This window comes from Pseudoalteromonas sp. NS-SX12 (assembly GCF_057367955.1).
This window is the reverse complement of sequence record NZ_CM170635.1, coordinates 1,344,381-1,364,616: the sequence shown is the minus strand read 5'-3', so window position 1 is coordinate 1,364,616 and position 20,236 is coordinate 1,344,381. Positions and strand designations below refer to the sequence as shown.

Here is a 20,236-nt window from a genome sequence, read left to right as displayed (position 1 = left end):
AATCGTCACTTTTACGGCACGCTAGACTTGCGCATTCCGATTATATCGAAAAGGTAAACCCACTTAGCAAACGCCAAGTGGGTTTATTTAATTATCGTGTTGTCGATACCGATTTTGCTTTTTTAATCGCTTCATTAATATTTAGCGACGCTGCTTCTTGGCGCGGTGGGAACTTTTCAAATGTTTTAATATGCTCCGTTAGCATCGCAATTGCAGGTTGAAATACCCAGCTCTTTTTCATGATTTGATGAAAGCCTGTTACGCCATCGTAATGTTCCATTGGATCTTTACGTAAGTTAAACAGTTTAGGCATGGTATGGGTAACCAAATCTTCGTAATAACGACCACCTGGTTTTGATGCAAAGTGCATTTTCCAAGGGCCAACCCGAATTGCAGTTAACTGCGACTCGTAATAATAAAAGAAGTGATTACGTGCAGATTTCTTGCTTTTGCCACGCCAATAATCAAGGTTGTTTTCACCATCGATATAAACTTTAAACTCTTTTTCCATTGCTTTACGTAAGTTTTTCTCACCCACTGCTGCAGCAATAGTTGGGAATACATCTTCATGCGAGGAAATACCGTTCAGCTTTAATCCTGCTGGAATTTTCTTAGGCCAACGCACCATAAACGGCACACGCACACCGCCTTCCCATGTCGTCATTTTTTCGCCGCGGAATTTGGTTGTACCCGCATCAGGCCACGAACTTTGCTCAGGGCCGTTATCTGTGGTGTAGATTACAATCGTATTGTCAGCAACTTTTAGCTCATCGAGTTTATCGAGAAGCTGCCCTACATGACCATCGTGCTCTAATAAACCGCTACCAAAAACATCTTCTTCAGAGCTAATATGAGTCGCAAGATGACGGCTCTCTGGTTTCAAGCGCGTGTAAACATGCATACGACTTGGCGCATGCCAAATAAAGAAGGGTTTATCTGCTTTAACCGCGCGCTCCATAAAATCTAGGCTTCGCGCCAACACTTCTTCATCGAATGTTTCCATGCGTTTACGCGTTAGCGGGCCTGTATCAATGATGCGGCCATCGGCGTATGCTTCAATCACACCGCGCGGGCCAAACTTTTTCTTAAACTCTTTTGTTTTTGGGTAGTCTTCCTGCTCAGGTTCTTCTGACACATTCAGATGATACAAATTGCCATAAAACTCATCAAAACCATGGCGCGTTGGCAAGTGCTCATCAAGGTCGCCTAAATGGTTTTTACCAAATTGCGCTGTCATGTAGCCTTTGTCTTTTAAAAACTCAGCAATCGTTGGGTCGGCTTCTTTAATACCCAAAGGGTTGCCGGGCTGACCCACAGTTGTCAGCCCTGTGCGCACTGGCAACTGCCCCATTAAAAACGCAGCGCGTCCTGCGGTACAACTTGGCTGGGCATAATGGTCGGTAAATAAGGCGCCTTCGTTGGCAATTCGGTCGATATTGGGGGTGTTGTAGGTCATGCCATGTGAATAGGCACTTAAAGAAACCTGCGCCACATCATCCACCATAATGGCGAGAACGTTTGGGTCTTTCGCATGGGCCGACAACGAAAGTAGCCCAGCTAACACACTGACTAATGGTAATTTCATTACTTCTCCTTGTAGATTATTGAAGTATAAGTTGAATTTGTTTCTTAAAAGCACTCACACAGTAAACCTTGATTACGAAAAGCCAGCATGGGCAGATGTTTAACATCCAAAAATAAACACCATTTTTGTAACTAACCAAGATTAAATGCTCACTTTCCAAGCATTTCTCAATTTCTACCTTACAAGAAAATCAGGAACAAGCACAGTAAATTACGCTACACATTACTATTAACCCGCTGACGTTTTTATTTAAAAAAGCCAGTGCGATATAACCGCTAAACTCGTATTATTAAATATTGCGCATTGCCCATGTAATTTTACGTTATCCACTGAACTCGAGCGAAACAATAAACCTGCGCGTTAAATATAACCAGCACAATAATGCAAGGTTTATTAAAAACCGGCTTGACCTAAACCAAACTTGAGGTTTTAGCATGCCATTTTTCACAGCAATAAGAACAAAATAATGAACAGTGATATTTCAACTTCTCGCTTAAAGCAGTTTCCGCCATTAATGTGGATTATGTTATTTGGCTCATTTATAACGCGTGGCAGCTTTTATATGGTGTGGCCATTTTTGGCAGTGATTCTGTATAAAAAATTTGCTCTTTCGGCAACTGAAGTCGGTTCGGTATTGTCGCTCGCTGCGGTTATTTCGGTGTTTGTCAGTTTTGTTGGTAGCACCCTGTCAGATAAACTTGGTCGCAAGCCTATGATGTACGCCACAGGTGTGCTTTATATTGTCTCGTTTAGTTTACTTGCCATCGCCGACACAATCTTAACGTTTACCATTGTGATTACGCTCTGCTCTATTGCCACTTCACTTTGGCGGCCGCTGGCATCGGCTTTAATCGGCGATATTATTCCAGAAAAAGCAACTCGCGAACTTGCGATGCAATCGCTCTATTTTGCAGTTAATGTTGGCTGTGCGGTAGGCCCAATGCTAGGGGTTTGGCTTGGCTTAACTGGCGAGCAATCGAGCTTTTTTATTACTGTTTACGCCTTTGCCTTTTTACTTGTGTTACTAACCTGGGGGTTTAAGCATCAAGATAAAAGCCACACAAAAGTAGATATAGATAACCAAAAGAGTGCACCCAGCACCGAAACTCCTGAAACAAAAACGGGCTTTAAACAAACCTTTAGCGTGCTAGTCCAAGATAAACTGTTACAGTGCCTTATTTTGGCGAACATTTTGTGCTTTTTTATTTATGGTCAAATGGATAGTTCACTGGTGCAATACCTCACCCGTGCGGGCGCAAATAACTTGCTCGAACTTATTTCATCAATGATCTTTACCAACGCGTTAGTGATCATTACCTGCCAATTTTTACTGCTTAAATTAATGGCGTCGCGGCCAATTTTAGTGCGTATTCGTTTTGGCTTGGTGCTACTTATCATCTCGCAAATCTGGTTTGCTTTTAATCCACTTACCTTTTTTGCAGGTTGGTTAGGTGCGGTTGTAATTATGAGCCTTGCCGAGGCCATTTTATTTCCTACCATGAGCGTACATGTTGACCGCATTGCGCCAACTAACCTTCGCGGCGCATATTTTGGCGCAACCGCATTTTACGATTTAGGCTATGCCTTTGCGCCCATTGGCGGTGGTTTACTGCTTGATATGTTTGACGGTCGCACCTTGTTTTTAGTCTGTAGCGCCATTGCTGTTGTGGTATTTTTACTTTACCTCATTATGGATAAATTAAAACGCCCAGCATTTATTACAGAGCAGCTTGCAACTGAACAAACGGCTAAAACAGCGTAAGCATCTTTGTTTTTTTACAGTCAAAACAAAAAAAGCCAGCATTCACATGCAGGCTTTTTACTTAACAACTTAAATACGTTAATCGCGTTTATACACCGCCTCGATCGTTGCTTTTGCTAGTGTATTGGCATTTACCATATACCCTGCCACCGCGCTTTTGGTATTTTCTTTTAAACCAAGCGGCTTTGCTAACGCAAACACCGTAAATTGATAACGATGAATACCGTGCCCTTTTGGTGGACACGCGCCACCAAAGCCATTTACCCCAAAATCGTTATTAATTTGTACTGCACCTTCTGGCAGTTTTGAACTTGAACTATTGCCCGCACCAGCAGCTAGTTCAGAAGTGTTCGCGGGTAGATCTGTAACCTGCCAATGCCACCAGCCGCTGCCAGTTGGCGCATCAGGATCATAGGCAAAAACAGCAAACGCTTTGGTTTCTTTAGGTGCACCGCTCCACGCTAAATGCGGCGAGATATTTTCCCCTTCACAACCAAAGCCATTAAAAACATGCTTAGTTGAAAGCATTTCACCGTTCGCAATATCATTACTGGTAAGTGTAAAGGTGTTAGCCCAAAGTTGCGCGGCTGATAACAATAAAGTACCGCCTATAATTTGTTTCAACATGATTTGTCCCTTTTTTGATTGTTGCCCCATCTTAATCATAAACACGTTTAAAATCATAGTGTTTTAAAGTGGGTGATTGTTTTATCTGATTTGTTAATTTAAGAAACAAGGCGTTAATTTAACTATGTGTGTTGTTGTTATAATTAGACCACTTACACAAGAACTGTAATGGTTCTATTATAAAATATCTGTTACAAATAAAACCTGAGATAAAGATATTAAGTAACCTAAATTCGGCATAAAAAACTAGGAAACTAAAATTATGGATGAAGTCGGTAAAGTTAGAATTTACCTGTTAAGGGCAATGTATGCATTTATTGCGTTTGGTTTAGGTGTCACCACTTTGCCCGATATAGTTTCTGGTTCAGGTCAATCTGCCGATTCAGATACTGTTATCAATGCCATATTAATGGGGTTTTGTCTTCTCTCACTGCTCGGCGTAAAGTACCCACTTAAAATGTTACCCGTACTGTTGCTTGAGCTTATTTGGAAAGTATTTTGGCTTTTAGTTTATGCCTTACCTATGTATTTAAATCACTCTCTAGATGAATACGCACAAGAGCTTGTACTTGCGTGTGCTATGGGGGTGATTCTTACACCACTCGTTCTGCCATGGGGCTATTTAATAACCCATTACCTAAAAGCCCCTGCAACACAATGGAGGTAAACTCTAGTCATCAATAAAGTGAGGATTAATTTTGGCGGTGAGAACGTGATCTTGCCATGTGCCGTTTATTTTTAGATAGCGTTTAGCCAGCCCTTCTTTTTCAAAACCTAAACGCGTTAATAACTGGGCACTTTTTGTATTATGTGGCATATAGTTTGCCATCACACGGTGCAACTTTAACTCATTAAAGACATAATCGAGCCCAGCCTCTACTACCTCAGTCATAATGCCCTGCCCTTGATATTTTTCAGCAACACAATAACCTAGATAGCACGCTTGAAATGGCCCACGCACCACATTAGTAAAGTTACACATTGCCATTATTTCGCGGCGCTCAAAATCAAAAGCGGCAAAATGATACGCACTTTGATTATTAAGGTGCGTTTGATAACCATTAGTTAGATTCTGCACATTCACTTTAGTGTAATAGTGCTTATCGAGCGTTGGCTCCCACGGTGTTAAGTGTGCTTTGTTCTCGGTAATAAACGAGAGCAGGGCTTGTGTATCATTACTGTTTGGCACGTCAATCAGTGTACGTTTGGTTTTGAGTATCATTGCCTTTGGTCAAGTGCTTGTTTGTCGGTGGCATGCTGAATTAAATTGACCAATAACCGACCATGCATTGGGGTAAAACCGGTTTTTTCGAGCTTTTTCTCAAGGTAATTAGCAAAGTTCTTTCGCTTATCGTGATGAGTGCGAAGCGTAAACAATAGTTCATTTTGCTTTTGGTTTATGAGTCGTGTGTTATAAATTGGGTCTTCATCAGGCCAATTTTCTACAGGTACGCCTTTGGTTTGATATACATAATTAGAAAGAGTTTGGTTGATCCGAGAGTAATCACTTTGACCAATAAGCAACTCTAATTCTTTCAATAATCCGCGATACAATACGCGCGGAAATAAGCTGTAAAAATCTTTATTTTGAAACGCTTTGCCTTTTTCGGTTTGCTGCCAATCGGCAAAACTTGATTTAAGCGCATGGACAAAAATACGCCCAACAAAATGTACTTTTAAATAGCTGCCACCTTGGTTATCTGCGCTTTGTAGCAAATTACTTAAACGCTTACGATAACTGCGGTTCTCTGCTTTTAAACGGCTCACTTCGGCTTCTAACGCAAGTTCATTTTCGCCTTTTTCAAGCTGCTGTTTTTGCAATTGTGCAATACGCGATTGGGCGCTTTGTAATACATCGCGAGTGTCTTTAAGCTCTTGTAGCACACTGCCATTTTTAATCTTGAAGTTTAAATTATGCGTACTGTGCTTTGTGGTTTGAGTTACTAAAGGTCTGGCTGCTTTGGTAAGCGCTTGGTTTAATTTTTTTTCTAAAATTTGGCCTGACTGGCTGCCTTTTAGTAGCGCAGTTAATTGAGTATTTATCTCATTAAGATACCAAGTATGTAACTGCTTACTTTGCGCCGTGCTTAACCCATTAAAAGGATTGCTATTTTCCTTATCAAATTCAGACACCTACTGCCTCAAATCCATTAATTCTAATTATTTATTCTGAGCCGGATAGTAGCAGAAAAAACCACTAAAACTCTAGCTTGATAATGCACTTTTAGCACTCACTTGCGAGCGCTCTAAAATGGCCACGCCTTGCTCTTTCATAAAGGCTTCAAACGCACTAGCAAGCAAACTTTGCTTTCTGTCTTGGCGTTTCGCTAAAAACCACGTACTACGAATAGGAAAACCTTTTACATCTAATTTTACCAATCCCGGTACTTCGCCATAATCGAGCGCATGACGGCTTAAAATAGATAAGCCTAAACCTGAGGCAACAGCGTATTTTATCGCTTCGTTACTTTCGATGGTCATTTTTTCATTCAAGGTTAATTGTTGCTCTTTGCAAAATTGCTCAATTAAATTACGTGTACCCGAGCCTTTTTCACGCATTATAAACGGGTAATGCGATAAACGGTTTAAGCTGACTTCTTGTTGTAAGTGCAATTCATGCCTGGCAGGAGCAATTACCACCAGTTCGTTATCGAGTAACGGTGTTTTAATAATTTCGGGGCGCTCAGGGCACTGACTAAAAAAGTAAAAATCATCTTCGTTGGCTTCTATGCGCTCTTTTACTTCTTGGCGGTTACCTATTTTTAAATTGATATCAACTTTTGGGTGCTTTTTACAAAACGCCCCTAAAATTAGCGGCAAGAAATACTTAGCAGTTGAAACTACACATAAATTAAGCGAGCCCGATGTCACGCTTTTAAGCTCATCAATCGATACCGACAAATTATGAAAGCTAGTAAATACCTCATTGGCGCATGTTAGTAGCGCTTTTCCCGCATCGGTAAGCACAATGGTTTTGCCATGCTGGCGATACACCGGCATATCCACCGTTTCGCTTAATTGCTTTAACTGAATCGACACCGAGGGTTGCGATACATGTAACTGCTGCGCCACCAAAGAAATACTTTTGTATTGATCAAGCGCTTTTAAAAGCTGTAACTGCCTAACTGTGGGTAGACGCATAATGATATAGATTTTTATTTATAAATATTTATAAAAATATATATTAGCGTTTACTTAACTGCGCGCATAGACTAATTTTTGTCTTATAAATGCATAAAATACAACCTGCATCTCAGAACAACAACGCAGGTGGTGACGCTTTGTATTGGGGAATGAGGAAGTTATGTTAGAAACCATATCAAATAATGTGCGTGCGTTAGGTGAAGTACTTGGCCAAACAATTGCCGAAGACAAGGGCGATGGTTGGGTTGATAAAATTGAAGAGGTACGCCTTTTAGGCAAGCGCATTGTGGCAGGTGAAAACCATGCCGTTGAAGACCTACAAACAATTTTTGCAAATAGTAACGAGCAAGATTTATTAATTCATGCTCGTGCATTTAGCCAGTTTTTAAACCTCGCAAATGTGGCAGAGCAACAACACACAACCAGTGAGCAAGGCTTAGCAGAGCTTGATTTGCCGCATCCGCTTGATTCACTGTCAGAAAAATTAACCGGTATTGATGCAAACGCGTTTAAACAAGCGCTTAAAAAACTGCATATCGAGCTGGTGCTAACTGCACACCCAACCGAAGTTAACCGCCGCACTTTTATACATAAATACAACGAAGTGGCCGATGAACTCAGTAAAGGCGAAGCCCCCCTGAGCGAACGCGTGCAAGAAATCATAGAACAAGCGTGGCACACCAATGAAATTAGGCAGCAGCGCCCCACACCACTTGACGAATCACGCTGGGGCTTACATGCCATTACCGATAGTTTATGGCATGCGGTACCACAATTTGTACGCGAATTAGATGAGCTTTCACAAAACTTGATTGGCGAACCGCTGGCTGAAGATATAGTGCCAATAACTATGGCCAGCTGGATGGCAGGCGACAGAGACGGTAACCCGTTTGTTACCGCTAAACTCAGTAAACAAGCCATTTTACAAGCGCGATTAATTGCGGCAGAGCTCTACTTAACTGACTTTGAATCACTTTATTTAGAATTATCGATGCACAAAGCAACCGATGATTTAATTGAAGCGGATATTAATAATATTGGCCCATACCGCGCGGTGATCACACAGTTAATTAACGAATTTAAAGAATCAATTACACTGCTACGTGATGGCAAAACTAAAGGTGCAATTTCATCTTCAGAAGATTTACTTACACCATTAAAAGCATGCCGCAATAGCTTATTAGCAGTCGGTCTTACCCGCGTTGCTAATTCACAAGTGCTCGACTTAATTCGCAAGGTGCAATGTTTCGGTATTTCACTGGTAAAACTGGACATTCGCCAGCACAGTGAACGTCACGATGAAGCCATTGGCGAGATTGTTAGCGCGCTCAATTTAGGCGACTACAATACTTGGGATGAAACACGCCGTGTTGAGTTCTTACTCGGCGAAATAAATAACCCACGCCCGTTATTACCAAATGTCACTTGGAGTGAAAACACCCAAGAAGTGCTCGATACTTTTGCAATGGTGGCTAAGCAACCGCGCGAAGTGCTAGGTATTTATATTATCTCAATGGCGAGCAAAGTAAGCGATGTCCTGGCGGTAAACCTGTTAATGAAAGCTACAAGTTTTAATTGGGATATGCCAATTGCACCGCTCTTTGAAACATTGGATGATTTAAATAACGCGCCAAAAGTGATGGGCGACTTGCTAAATATAGAGCAATATTTAACGCGCTGTAAAAAGCAGCAGTACGTGATGATAGGCTACAGTGATTCGGCAAAAGATGCGGGCGTGTTAGCGGCCACATGGGCGCAATACCAAGCGCAAGAAGCACTCGTGCAAGTATTTAAACAATTTGAGGTCGAGCTAAAATTGTTCCACGGCCGTGGCGGTACCATTGGTCGCGGGGGCGGTCCTGCACACGATGCAATTGCATCGCAACCGCCGGGCACACTCGATGGTGGCTTACGTGTCACCGAACAAGGTGAAACCATTCGCTATAAGTTTGGTTTGCCAAACCTTGCTGTGCGTAGTTTACACTTGTATGCCAGTGCGATTTTAGAAAGCTTAATTCACCCACAACCTGTGCCACCCGCATCATGGCGAGAGCTTATGAACAATATGGCATCGCTTAGTTGTGAAATTTACCGCAGTTATATCCGCGAAGAACCAAATTTTGTGCGCTATTTCCGTCAAGCAACGCCAGAGCAAGAGTTATCATCATTGCCACTTGGCTCACGCCCAAGCAAGCGCCGCTCAGATGGTGGCATTGAATCACTGCGCGCAATTCCATGGATATTTGCGTGGAGCCAAAACCGTTTAGTTTTACCAAGTTGGTTGGGCCTAGGCCAGGCGATTAAAGCGTTTTATCAAGAAAATGCCGCGCTGATGAACGAAATGCTGGAAAACTGGCCGTATTTTAAAGCCCGTATTTCATTGACTGAAATGGTGTATTTAAAGTCCGATCCAGAGCTATCAGCACTGTATGACGCAGCCCTTGTTGAACCTGAGCTACAAGGCTTAGGTGAGCAACTGCGTAGCCAATTACAGCAAGACGAACAAGCAGTACTGACTTTGCTTAACCAAGCACACACACTTGAGAGTGATCCTTGGAACTTAAGCTCATTTAGGTTACGTCAGCCTTACTTAGTGCCTCTACACTTGTTACAAATTGAGGCATTAAAACGCTTACGCAATAAGCCTGAGCACCCTGAAAGCGAGCAAGTGCTTATGGTCACCATGGCAGGTATTGCTACGGGAATGCGAAATACAGGGTAATGTCGATACCAACTATTTAGTGCAAAAAAAAGGCGAGGTTACCCTCGCCTTTTTGTTTCTTCTCACGTTCAGTCCATTTGAAATGGGTAAATTGAACCAAGCTTTAAAATTTGGCTTAGTTCGTCAAGGGCTGTTTGGCTTTCTACAAGTAAGCTTGGGTCGGCTAAATCATCTTCTGAAATCGCATCTCGATAATGCTTTTCAACCCAGGCTGTTAAGGTGTGGTATTTCGCTTCATCCATTAAACATTCAGGGGCAACGGCGCTTAATTCTAACTCATTTAGTGGCACGCGAAGACGTAAACACGCTGGACCACCGCCATTTTTCATGCTTTGTTGCAAGTCAAAATAAATGACCTGAGAAATAGGGTTACTCGCCTCACGAAGGGTCGCAAGATAAGTCGCCACTTTATCGTTATTCTGGCATTCAGTGGGGGCTACAATGGCCATTGTGCCGTTTGGTAATGTAATTAACTGACTGTTAAAAATGTAGCTTGAAACTGCATCTTCAACACTCACATAATCGCTGCTGACTTCAATTAAGTGAAGTGGTTTATCACCTTGGTATTTTGTGTTTATAGCTTCAACCGCATGTGCGGAGTGATAAAATGCCATTTCATGGTATAGCAGCACATTTTCGTTACCAATTGCAATTACATCATTATGAAATACACCTTGATCGATAACGTCAGGGTTTTGCTGCACAAATAAGCAGTTTGATTCACTTAGACCATGTGCGCGAGCAACGGCCTCGCTGGCAGCTAAGGTTTGTCTGGCAGGGTAAATCTTTGGTTTGATATCTGATAATGCATCTTCACCATAAACAAAGAGCGATAACCCTTTTTCGTTGTGCGAGTTGGCTAAACGAGTGTGATTTGCCGCTCCTTCATCGCCCAATAATGGATGATGTGGTAGTGGCGAATGATGGGTAAAATACTGTGCATTGTTAAAAATGGCTTTAAGGGTACGGCTTGTTTGCTCGGCTTCTATGGCGCGGTGTAGTTTGTTACTTAAATTGGCGGGTGTGAAGTGCACTTTGCCATCGTCACAATCCAAACTGTTCGATACTGTTGCCGCATTTGCCGACCACATGGATGATGCAGAATAACAGGCTTTTAAAAACTGCGGCGCGTTTTTGGCTGCTTTTGTAATTACATTTTTATCGCTACCTGAGAAACCTAATTTTCGTAACGTGTAAGTATCTGGGCGAACCTGAGGCGGTAAAATACCCTGCTTTAAGCCAAGCTTTGTCATCGCCAGCATTTTTTCAAGGCCTTGTAGCGCAGCTTTTTTCGGATTGGCGGTTTGCTTTGCGTTATTTTTAGATGCGACGTTACCAAACGATAAGCCGCTGTAGTTATGGGTTGGGCCGACCAACCCATCAAAATTCACTTCGTACACTGTCATCTTTGCATCCTTTTAGTGCAAGGTTGCACTTTTATTAGGCGTTTTTCGTGTTTAAAACCAAAAAAACGTGAATACAAAGCTGAGTTGCTAAATACATGCCAGATACTAAAAATTAAGTTGAGTGCTGTGTGCTCCAGTTTTTAATAATACGATGAATTTGATTTATGCCATCCGTTAGCGCGGCCGGACCTGGCTGCAGAATATCGCTCGAATTAATTTCATAAACATGTTTGTTTATCACTGCTGGAATGGTTTGCCAGCCGTCGCGCGATAACATTTTCTCAGGCACAAAAGGGCGACCACACCAAGCTGCAAAAATAATATCCGGCGCTTTTTCGATTACGTCGCATGGGTCTTTAATAATGCGATTTTTGGCAAGGCTTTCACTGGCAAATTCCTTGTAACAATCAATGCCACCGGCGATTTCTACCAATTCACTGACCCAAGTAATGCCAGTAATAAGTGGATCAAACCACTCTTCAAAATACACCTTAGGTTTTACTGTAAGCTGAGCTGCACTTGCTTTAATCGTGTTTAGATTATCCACCAATTGGTTAACTAGTTTTTCGCCTTTTTGTGGCTCGCCAATCAATGCCGACAGCGTTCGGATCATTTGCAACACCTCTTGAATACTGCGGTGATTAAAACAGTGCACATTGACGCCTTGTTTTATTAAATCACGCACAATATCAGCTTGAAGATCAGAAAACGCCAATACTAAATCGGGCTCTAACGACATAATTTTATCAATGCGAGCGCTTACAAACGCCGAAACTTTAGGTTTTTCACGTTTGGCTCTTTCGGGGCGCACAGTATAAGCAGAGATGCCAACAATACGGTGTTGCTCGCCCATTAAATAAAGCGCTTCTGTGGTTTCTTCCGTTAAACAAATTATGCGCTCAGGCCATTTTGCTGTTTTAAAATCACTCATCCCGTGTTATTTCTCCATTAAAAAACCTAACAAAAAACGCCATATTGCTAGGAAAATACCAATGCATATAAGATGCGAGTATTTTGTCACATGCATAAATTGCCTCAGCTTGCGTGTGACGCGGGTAAAACTGTGAATACGCTAAAGCGGTAAGGTTAATTTCGGCGCTAGAATAATGAAAGCTGTGCCCTCGCACTTCACAAGGTGCAGCAATATTTGGATAAACAGCACTTAAATCGACATATTGTTGACCAATGCTAGAGAGGGTTTTATTCATTGTGGCTTTGCCGTTTAACACGCCACACATAGTGAAGTGTGTGTTTTCACTTATTAATTCATCCAATAAGTAGAGCATACCGCCACACTCCGCTAAGACCGGTTTATTGCTTTTAGCAAACTGTTTTACGGCTTGTTTAAACGCATTATTTTGGCTTAATTGCTGCGCATAAAGCTCAGGGTACCCACCTGGAATATAGAGCGCATCTCCCTCTGGCAAGGTTTTATCCTGTAATGGCGAAATGTAGCTTAGCTCTGCGCCAAAATCTGCCAACATCGCCAAATTGGCACGATACAAAAACGAAAACGCATTGTCTTTGGCAACCAAAATACGTTGCCCTTTAAGTGGTTTAGCACGTTTAAAATCTGCGTATTGCTTTGCATCATCTCCCTCTTTTGAGGGCCAAAACACCACATCTTTGGGTAGTTGATTAAAGTGTGAGTTAGCAAATTGCTGTGCGGCTTGTTCTAAATACACGTTGATATTTTGTAACTCACCTGCTTGCATAATACCAAGGTGGCGCTCAGGCAAACTAATATGGGAATTTCGTAAAAAATAGTCTTGCGTTAATGCCTTTTCGTTTATGGATTGCAAAACCATTTCGCCATGTCCTTTACCTGCGATCTTATTGGCTATCACACCGTAAAAATTAAGGCTTGGTTGGTAATTTACTAAGCCATGAACCAAGGCACCAAAACTTTGTGCCATGGCTGAGCCATCAATCACCGCCAAAATCGGAATACCAAATAGGTCGCTTAAATCGGCAGTATTTGGGGTGCCATCAAACAGCCCCATTACGCCTTCAATCAAAATAAGATCTGCAACGATAGCTGCTTGGTAAAGCATGCGCTGACATTCACTTTCACCCACCATCCACAGATCCAATTGATATACAGGACGGTTTGATGCCGCTTCTAAAATCATGGGATCAATAAAATCGGGCCCAGTTTTAAATACCTGAACCGTTTTGCCCATATTGGTAAAATAGCGTGCCATAGCGGCGGTTACTGTGGTTTTGCCCGCCCCCGAATTTGGCGCACTAATTACAAGTGCAGGGCAAAATACCGGAGAATTAACGGCCATGATGGGTTGTTTTTAAAATGCTGGTGTGTGGTTTTAAGTAATAACAGGCAAGGTACAATGCCAACGCAATCGCCACGTAGCCAAACGGGCTAGTAACATATGGCGCGTAATACTGTGCTACACGCTCTGAGTAAGTACTTAACGACATATCGCTAAATTTACCCGATAGCCAATAATAGCTCGCGTTTGAGGTTAAAAATGCAATTGAGCTTGCAAGCCATAAGTTAACCAGTGCCATTACCGTTTTTGCAGCAACCACACACTTTGTTTCATCGAGCTTTAGTTGCAAACTTTTATGACCCGCCCACCACAGCACATAGTAGCCAACAAATAAAAATGGGTATGAACGCGTAATACAATCGCCAAAATCACCGCGATAATAGCTGCTGGTTAAATCAATCGACACACTTAGTACCACAAATACGGCAAAAGTACGGTGCTTAGACGCCAGCAAGCCTAAAATAAAGAAAATTGCTGTACTGGCACTTGGCAAATGGAGCGCAGACGCAAAGTGATACGGTCGGGTGGCTATCATCAATAGCGCTAACAACGCGTAAATCAGCAACGAGAATTGCTGCACTTTGATTGGGGTAAATAAACTTGAACGATCTGTCATTATAATGTTTCCGCATACTAGAATTGATGCGATAGGAAATGACAAGATACAAGGCACACTCCTTTGCCTGTTACAGCAAGGAATAACAATATCATTCAGGTAATTAGATGATCCATTGTCGCGACCACAAATTACTGTAATTGATATAAAAGCGATTGTGTTCTCGTTGCTCACCGCCCACCGCAGTACTCGAGTGAACTAGGCCGGTCTCCGGACTCCTGATCATCGCTTTGACAGCACCTTCCCATCATAAACAGACAGTGGTGGTTGTCGCTCACAGTTACCGTTGCGGGGGCAGTTCCAGATTTTAACTGGATTCCCGTTTAAACATTGTTTATAAAAAAACAATAGTCACCTAATTACAACGCAAATATATGTCAGCTAGCATTGTTAAATCAAGCTAAGACATTATTCTTATTAAAACTTTTTGTTTGTTGATATAACGAGGCACTGCCAAAAATTACAAACTGCGGTATGCTAAGCAAAAAGTTAATCTTTAATTAGCAATGTCAAAAGTAAAAGCCAAAGTACTTCGTTTCAAGCAAATCTCAGTTGAAGCAGTTTTTGAAAAAGAAAATGAATTAATTAGCCAACTGCAAAACGGCAATTTAGACCAAGCACTGTTACTTTGGCAAAGCGATAAGCCAACTTTGGTTTTACCGTCGGGTAATAAATGGCAACAAACTGAAGCGCTCGAATCAAAGCTAAAGAAAACCGGTTGGCAACTACACGCCCGCAAAACTGGCGGCGCCCCTGTGCCACAATGTGAAGGGGTAATTAATGTATCTTATATGTATGTGTTAGAAGAACATATTCCCTACTCTATTCCAAACGCCTACAAAGACTTTTGCGCTATTTTATCTTCTTTTTTTGAGCAGTTTAATATTAAGGTTGAAACTCATGCCACCCCTGGCAGCTATTGCGATGGTGATTACAATCTTAATATTAAAAATAAGAAAATCGTCGGCACAGCCCAGCGTGTATTACTAAAAAAAGGCGGTGGTAAAATTGTACTGGCGCAGGCCTGCATTTTAGTAAATGCAAATATGCCAACCTTAGTTTCACCTGTAAATTTATGTTACGAACATCATCAGCAAGGTGATCGTGCAATAGCCGATGTGCATACCAGCTTGTTTGAACACACCCAAGAGCGACCCGATATCGACGAATTATTTCAGCGCTTATTTACCAGTTTTATAAATCATCAAAAACATAAATCGAGCTGACCGTAAAACCCTTTTTTTAGTGTTCAGTGGTGTTACACTTGGGACTTATTTCACCTTTAATTACCTCGGAGTGCTCCCTTGAAATTCGCTCTTCTTCCATGCGCCGCGTTACTGGCAAGCCATGCGTTTGCATCTGTTAGCCCATCAACCGATGAGTTGGCACAATACGCCGTAGCAGAATACCAAAATGCGCAAATACATACGTTAGCCAATATGGTGTCGTTTCCAACCGTTAATAACAAAGACATCGATACACCGCAAAATCCGGACTTTATTGGCTTTAAATCGCTATTAAAAATTAAAGCGGCGGAGCTTGGTTTTGATTATCAAGATTTTGGGCACACCGTATTAATTGGCATGGGTGAACAACAAGAGAAAGTAACCATAGTAACCCATGGCGATGTGCAACCGGCAGACCCAACAAAATGGCAGCAAAGCCCATTTGTACTTGATAGCACCTCAGAGCCAGGTAAATTAATTGGCCGTGGTACCGAAGACGACAAAGGCGCAATTTCAACAGCTCTTTATGCTATGAAAGCGCTAAAAGATAATAATGTTACGCTAAACAATCGTATTGAACTGATGGTGTACCTTGCTGAAGAATCAGACTGGGAACCACTAAAGCGCTTTATGAAAACCTACCAGCAGCCAAAGTATGCAATAACTATTGATGCATCTTACCCTGTGGTTGTTGCTGAAAAAGGCTGGAGCTTAATTGCCCCGACATTTACAGGTTCATCACCACAAACCGGTGTTTATGTTAGCGAATTAAAAGGCGGTGCATTTGTTAGCCAAATACCTGAAGATGCCAGTGTGGTCCTGCATAATGCGGATGCGCAAGCGTTTAACATACTTAAGCAAAACATAAATGCACTGAAAGATGTGCAAGTAACACTTACGACAAAAGGCGATAGCGTGCTTGTTAGTGTTAAAGGGGAATCAGCGCACTCATCTGAGCCAGAAGCAGGACACAATGCCATCGCTCACTTGGCAGAAGTGTTCAAAGGTATTGATCTAGAGAATAACTGCGATGGTCAGGCCATTGAATTTATTAATCAACTTATCGGCCTTGATTTATACGGCGCGAAATTTGGTGATATTGCCTACCGTCACGATTTTATGGGGCCAATGACTGTCGCGCCAACACTGCTAAAACGCAGCGAAGAGGGTCTTAAATTATCGGTTAATTTACGTCGCCCAGTTGGCAAAACAGAGGCACTATTAAAATCACAAATTGATACCGCGCTTAACAATTGGCAAGCTAACAACAATGTGACTTTAAACAATGTGGAAATTCATATTGGCACGCCAATGCTGCTTGATGATGCACCGCACGCTGAAGCGCTTTTAGATATCTTTAAGCATTTTACTGGCGATGAAGATGCAAGCTTTGTTTCGATTGGTGGAGGCACTAATGCTAAGCTATTTGATAACGCCGTGTCGTTTGGCCCGTCTATGCCAGGCAAAAAATACACAGGTCATTCTGAGCACGAGTATTTAACACCAGAGCAAATGGCGCTTAACTTAAAAATGTATACCGCCATGATGGTGAAACTTGGCAATATGTAAACGGCCAAATTTAGAACAACCATAATTTATAATGAGGCGACGTTATGCTTTGTGACAAAAGTATGACGTTCCTTAGTACCTTGATTGCATTTAAAAAGTAGCACTTTTAAACAGACTTACACACCATTTCTGGGGATAACCTTGATACCCAACTACCATTCGTATTTACGCCTTATCTAATACCCCTTTAAAGATTAGTGGGTAACGTCTTATGCGGTTACCAATGTAATCATCTGCCATTATTTGTTGGCAAAACTCATCAATGGTTAGGTTTGCTTCAAAAAGCCATTCCATTCGCTCCAGTGCACGCAAAAAACCACGTTTTAAATATGCTTGGCTTTGATAATGCGCAATATTCTGCTTAATGATATTGAGTTTCTCGGGCTCAGCTTGCAGCGCGGCGATCACTGATTTTAAGTATTGCTGCTGTTGCGGATGTGCTTTTTCCTTGCGAGGGCGACCTAATGACACGTATTACTTCTCTTAATTAACCTTTAGTAAAAAACCTGAGTTCGGGTTTAAAATGGTAAGTTAACTGATTAATCCGATCTCACATTCGTTATATGGTGTTACCATTAAGTTGGATTACTTTTCGTGTTATTTGTTGAGAAATAGACTCGGGAAATTAGCATGCTCATAATGCTCACCAAACAACTCAGCTAACGCCTTTGAGTGATAAAGTTGTTCAAACGCCAGTTCAAACTGATTTTTAAGTAAGCGCCCCCGTTCATTGTCATGAAAAACCAACCAAATTGGTGTTTTTCCTTGCAACTCAAGGGTTTCAAACATCAGTTTTTGCCGTTCGCTAAGGTTATAAATATGGTCTACAACTACATCCACTTTACCTGATTCCAGTAACATAAGCGCTTTATGAATATCAGTAAAACGATAGCTCTGCGCATGCTCTGGCACGTAACGGTTATACGCATATTCTTCAAACCACCCAACAGTTAAATCTTTAAAGTCTTCACTGTGGCGAAGTTTTGTCGTGCGCGGGTTGTAGATAGCAACTATCGGAAATTCCATATCCAAATAATATTTAGGATAAGTTACGTCCCCCAGCAACGTTTTATCATTTTTGTAGACACCTACTAACACATCCGCTTTGTGATTTTTAAACAGACGCTTGGCGCGTGCATAGCTACCAACATCAAATTTTAACTGCTTACCTGCTAAAGTTTGCTTAACCAATTCAAGGTAAACACCCTCACCTCCTGGCTCTGAGAATTCGCGCCAATGCGCCGCTGCAACAGTGATTTGTTCGGCTTTTGTAGGTAATGCACCTAACAAAGAGATAAGGCAGATTATATAAACAATAAAACGCATAAAACCCAGTTTGTTTATTAAACCAATATCAAGAAAGTATAGATAAATTTTGTAATTGTGCAGTAGCTACTTTTATTATTGCCCACAGCCATAGCGCGCTAAAAACAGTTCGACGGTTTGTTCAATTAAATAGGCTTCTTGTTGTTCACTGGGCACATCGAAACCGTATAAGCGTGGGTAAAAGATATGAGATTTCAGCTGATAAACAAACTGCTTCGCCGCGAGTTCGTTGTCATCAATCTGCATTTTATGTGCTGACACTGCATCAGTTAAAAACTGTTCTAAATACGTCATACAGCCAATTGAATTGGCGCTCAGTTGTTTTGCAAACTCGGGCGCTTGCAACATTTGCAAAAAAGCGATTTTAGCAACACGTAAAAAGTTGTCGGAACGAAACAGCGAAACTTCATGCTCCGCGATAGTTAAAAGCTGTGCTTTGAGCGACTTATTTTCATCAAATATAACTGTTTGAATATTATTAAGTTGCCCCATCATGCGTTCAATAATGGCGTAAAAAAGCGCATCTTTTGTTTCAAAATGGTTGTACACAGTACGTTTAGATACCGCAGCCGTTTTAGCCACTTCATCCATACTGGTATTCGCTACCCCATTTTCAAAAAACAGCTGCTCTGCAGCATCTAGAATGTGAATGCGTTTTTGCTCAGATAATTTCATAGTTTTCTCATTAACAGTCTCGCTCATTTTAAACTTAATTAAAAAAAACTGCACTACACAGTTTACTTTTTTATCATTTAATGAAAAACTACACCGTGTAGTTTACATTTTTAGAAAAACTCGATGAAAACGATTAAGTGGTTAAGCCTTTTACTCATTATTTTATTTATTGGAGCCTGCACTGTGAACAATAACTTAGCAACTGAGGGCACGAAAAAAGCGCCCAATCAAAGCCTATACAAAAATGGTAAGTTCTATAACGCCGACACCATGACGCCTAATAGTTTGCGCAAAGTTGCCGGTATTTTTGTCCGTTACTTTACGGAGAAAAAGCTCAATGCAATACCAGAACAGCCACTACCGATGAACACCGTTTCGCGCGAACAACTTGAATTACTTGGCGATAACGAGATCCATATTGTAAAACTTGGTCACTCATCTATTTTGCTTAAAGTATATGGTGAATTTTGGCTACTCGACCCTGTATTTGCAGAGCGCGCATCACCCTTTACATTTATGGGGCCAAAGCGTTTTCACCCAACACCAATTTCGATAGAAGCGCTTCCTCCTATCGATAAGGTACTAATTTCCCATAATCATTATGATCATCTCGATAAACACAGTGTGAAGCTGCTTGCAGATAAAACTAAACAATTTTTAGTGCCACTGGGTGTTGCGGGTGATTTAGCAAAATGGGGGATCAGCCCAACAAAAGTAAAAGAGTTTGATTGGTGGCAAGAGTTAGCAACGACACACGGTTTTATTGCCTTTACGCCCACTAAGCATTTTTCAGGCAGAGCACTGAATGATGGCAACAAAAGCTTATGGGGTTCTTGGGTAATTTCGGCTAACGCTAAAACCTTATATTTTAGCGGTGACTCTGGTTATTTCTCAGGCTTTAAAGACATTGGCGAGCGCTATGGCCCATTTGATATGACCTTTATTGAAACAGGTGCCTACGATAAAGATTGGCCAGATGTGCACATGACACCAGAGCAAAGTCTGCAAGCGCACCTTGATTTAAACGGCAAGATAATGACGCCAATCCATAATGGCACATTCGATTTAGCGTTTCACGCATGGTACGAACCACTAGAGCGGATCTTAACCCAAGCAACACAGCATGCTGTTAGTTTAAACACGCCAATAGTGGGTGAAATTCAGCAGCTCGGACAAGCGGCCAATACGCACGCGTGGTGGCAAGATTATATGCCATCTACCAAGCCAACAACTCTCGTTGCAACGAACTAGACTGTGATGTTTTGTTATTTAATAGCGCACTGCGCG

18 protein-coding genes and 1 riboswitch are annotated in these 20,236 nt (G+C 41.7%); of the genes, 6 read left to right on the top strand and 12 right to left on the bottom strand.

Annotated elements, in window-relative coordinates; all coding sequences use genetic code 11:
- Positions 1–91: 91 nt before the first annotated feature.
- Positions 92–1,585 carry an arylsulfatase gene (locus tag AC2IOM_RS20415; RefSeq protein ID WP_486359980.1) on the bottom strand — a complete coding sequence of 498 codons (1,494 nt, stop codon included), beginning with the start codon at positions 1,583–1,585 and terminating at the stop codon, positions 92–94.
- A 466-nt stretch (positions 1,586–2,051) separates the two neighbouring features.
- Between AC2IOM_RS20415 and AC2IOM_RS20410 the strand changes: the two genes are divergently transcribed.
- Entirely contained in the window at positions 2,052–3,347 is a 1,296-nt protein-coding gene (locus AC2IOM_RS20410; protein WP_486359979.1) for an MDR family MFS transporter, read from the top strand.
- A 78-nt stretch (positions 3,348–3,425) separates the two neighbouring features.
- Here the strand turns inward: AC2IOM_RS20410 and AC2IOM_RS20405 are convergent, their stop codons facing one another.
- On the bottom strand, positions 3,426–3,974 hold the full coding sequence (locus AC2IOM_RS20405) for a YbhB/YbcL family Raf kinase inhibitor-like protein (RefSeq protein ID WP_010559542.1): 549 nt from the start codon (positions 3,972–3,974) through the stop codon (positions 3,426–3,428).
- 262 nt (positions 3,975–4,236) lie between these two features.
- Between AC2IOM_RS20405 and AC2IOM_RS20400 the strand changes: the two genes are divergently transcribed.
- Positions 4,237–4,641, top strand: coding sequence for a hypothetical protein (locus AC2IOM_RS20400; RefSeq protein WP_486359978.1), 405 nt, complete (start codon positions 4,237–4,239; stop codon positions 4,639–4,641).
- 3 nt (positions 4,642–4,644) lie between these two features.
- Here the strand turns inward: AC2IOM_RS20400 and rimJ are convergent, their stop codons facing one another.
- The 3 genes from rimJ to AC2IOM_RS20385 form a co-directional block, all read right to left on the bottom strand.
- Positions 4,645–5,196 carry a ribosomal protein S5-alanine N-acetyltransferase gene (gene rimJ / locus AC2IOM_RS20395; protein ID WP_486359977.1) on the bottom strand — a complete coding sequence of 184 codons (552 nt, stop codon included), beginning with the start codon at positions 5,194–5,196 and terminating at the stop codon, positions 4,645–4,647.
- Entirely contained in the window at positions 5,193–6,107 is a 915-nt protein-coding gene (locus AC2IOM_RS20390; protein ID WP_486359976.1) for a hypothetical protein, read from the bottom strand. Before AC2IOM_RS20390 ends, rimJ begins: the two co-directional genes overlap by 4 nt.
- Before the next feature lie 72 nt (positions 6,108–6,179).
- Positions 6,180–7,115 (bottom strand): LysR family transcriptional regulator, encoded by a 936-nt coding sequence (locus AC2IOM_RS20385; protein WP_486359975.1) that lies wholly within the window; start codon positions 7,113–7,115, stop codon positions 6,180–6,182.
- Positions 7,116–7,278: 163 nt separating this feature from the next.
- On the opposite strand from AC2IOM_RS20385, the gene ppc reads away from it, so the two are divergent.
- Positions 7,279–9,840 carry a phosphoenolpyruvate carboxylase gene (gene ppc, locus AC2IOM_RS20380; RefSeq protein WP_486359974.1) on the top strand — a complete coding sequence of 854 codons (2,562 nt, stop codon included), beginning with the start codon at positions 7,279–7,281 and terminating at the stop codon, positions 9,838–9,840.
- A gap of 68 nt (positions 9,841–9,908) precedes the next feature.
- Here ppc and astB read toward each other — a convergent pair whose 3' ends face one another.
- From astB to AC2IOM_RS20360, 4 genes are all read right to left on the bottom strand, one after another.
- Positions 9,909–11,246, bottom strand: coding sequence for an N-succinylarginine dihydrolase (gene astB, locus AC2IOM_RS20375; RefSeq protein ID WP_486359973.1), 1,338 nt, complete (start codon positions 11,244–11,246; stop codon positions 9,909–9,911).
- 112 nt (positions 11,247–11,358) lie between these two features.
- A complete protein-coding gene (locus AC2IOM_RS20370; RefSeq protein WP_237129283.1) occupies positions 11,359–12,177 on the bottom strand; it encodes a cobalamin-binding protein in 819 nt (272 codons plus the stop codon).
- Positions 12,170–13,537 (bottom strand): cobyrinic acid a,c-diamide synthase CobB, encoded by a 1,368-nt coding sequence (locus AC2IOM_RS20365; RefSeq protein ID WP_486359972.1) that lies wholly within the window; start codon positions 13,535–13,537, stop codon positions 12,170–12,172. Before AC2IOM_RS20365 ends, AC2IOM_RS20370 begins: the two co-directional genes overlap by 8 nt.
- Positions 13,527–14,153: a hypothetical protein gene (locus AC2IOM_RS20360; protein WP_100914844.1), complete on the bottom strand. Its 627-nt coding sequence runs from the start codon at positions 14,151–14,153 to the stop codon at positions 13,527–13,529. Before AC2IOM_RS20360 ends, AC2IOM_RS20365 begins: the two co-directional genes overlap by 11 nt.
- 184 nt (positions 14,154–14,337) lie before the next feature.
- Positions 14,338–14,527, bottom strand: a riboswitch (cobalamin riboswitch).
- A 132-nt stretch (positions 14,528–14,659) separates the two neighbouring features.
- On the opposite strand from AC2IOM_RS20360, the gene AC2IOM_RS20355 reads away from it, so the two are divergent.
- Positions 14,660–15,379, top strand: a complete 720-nt coding sequence (locus tag AC2IOM_RS20355; protein WP_486359971.1) for a lipoate--protein ligase family protein — start codon at positions 14,660–14,662, stop codon at positions 15,377–15,379.
- Positions 15,380–15,457: 78 nt separating this feature from the next.
- Positions 15,458–16,948, top strand: coding sequence for a dipeptidase (locus AC2IOM_RS20350; protein WP_486359970.1), 1,491 nt, complete (start codon positions 15,458–15,460; stop codon positions 16,946–16,948).
- A gap of 165 nt (positions 16,949–17,113) precedes the next feature.
- Here AC2IOM_RS20350 and AC2IOM_RS20345 read toward each other — a convergent pair whose 3' ends face one another.
- The 3 genes from AC2IOM_RS20345 to AC2IOM_RS20335 all read right to left on the bottom strand — a co-directional run bounded on the left by AC2IOM_RS20345 (position 17,114) and on the right by AC2IOM_RS20335 (position 18,949).
- Positions 17,114–17,419: a hypothetical protein gene (locus tag AC2IOM_RS20345; RefSeq protein ID WP_394224619.1), complete on the bottom strand. Its 306-nt coding sequence runs from the start codon at positions 17,417–17,419 to the stop codon at positions 17,114–17,116.
- 126 nt (positions 17,420–17,545) lie between these two features.
- Positions 17,546–18,274: a hypothetical protein gene (locus AC2IOM_RS20340; protein WP_486359969.1), complete on the bottom strand. Its 729-nt coding sequence runs from the start codon at positions 18,272–18,274 to the stop codon at positions 17,546–17,548.
- Between the two features lie 75 nt (positions 18,275–18,349).
- Positions 18,350–18,949, bottom strand: a complete 600-nt coding sequence (locus AC2IOM_RS20335) for a TetR/AcrR family transcriptional regulator (RefSeq protein ID WP_486359968.1) — start codon at positions 18,947–18,949, stop codon at positions 18,350–18,352.
- Positions 18,950–19,072: 123 nt separating this feature from the next.
- Here AC2IOM_RS20335 and AC2IOM_RS20330 point away from each other — a divergent pair, with 123 nt between their 5' ends.
- A complete protein-coding gene (locus AC2IOM_RS20330) occupies positions 19,073–20,200 on the top strand; it encodes an MBL fold metallo-hydrolase (protein WP_486359967.1) in 1,128 nt (375 codons plus the stop codon).
- The last annotated feature ends 36 nt before the right edge of the window (positions 20,201–20,236 follow it).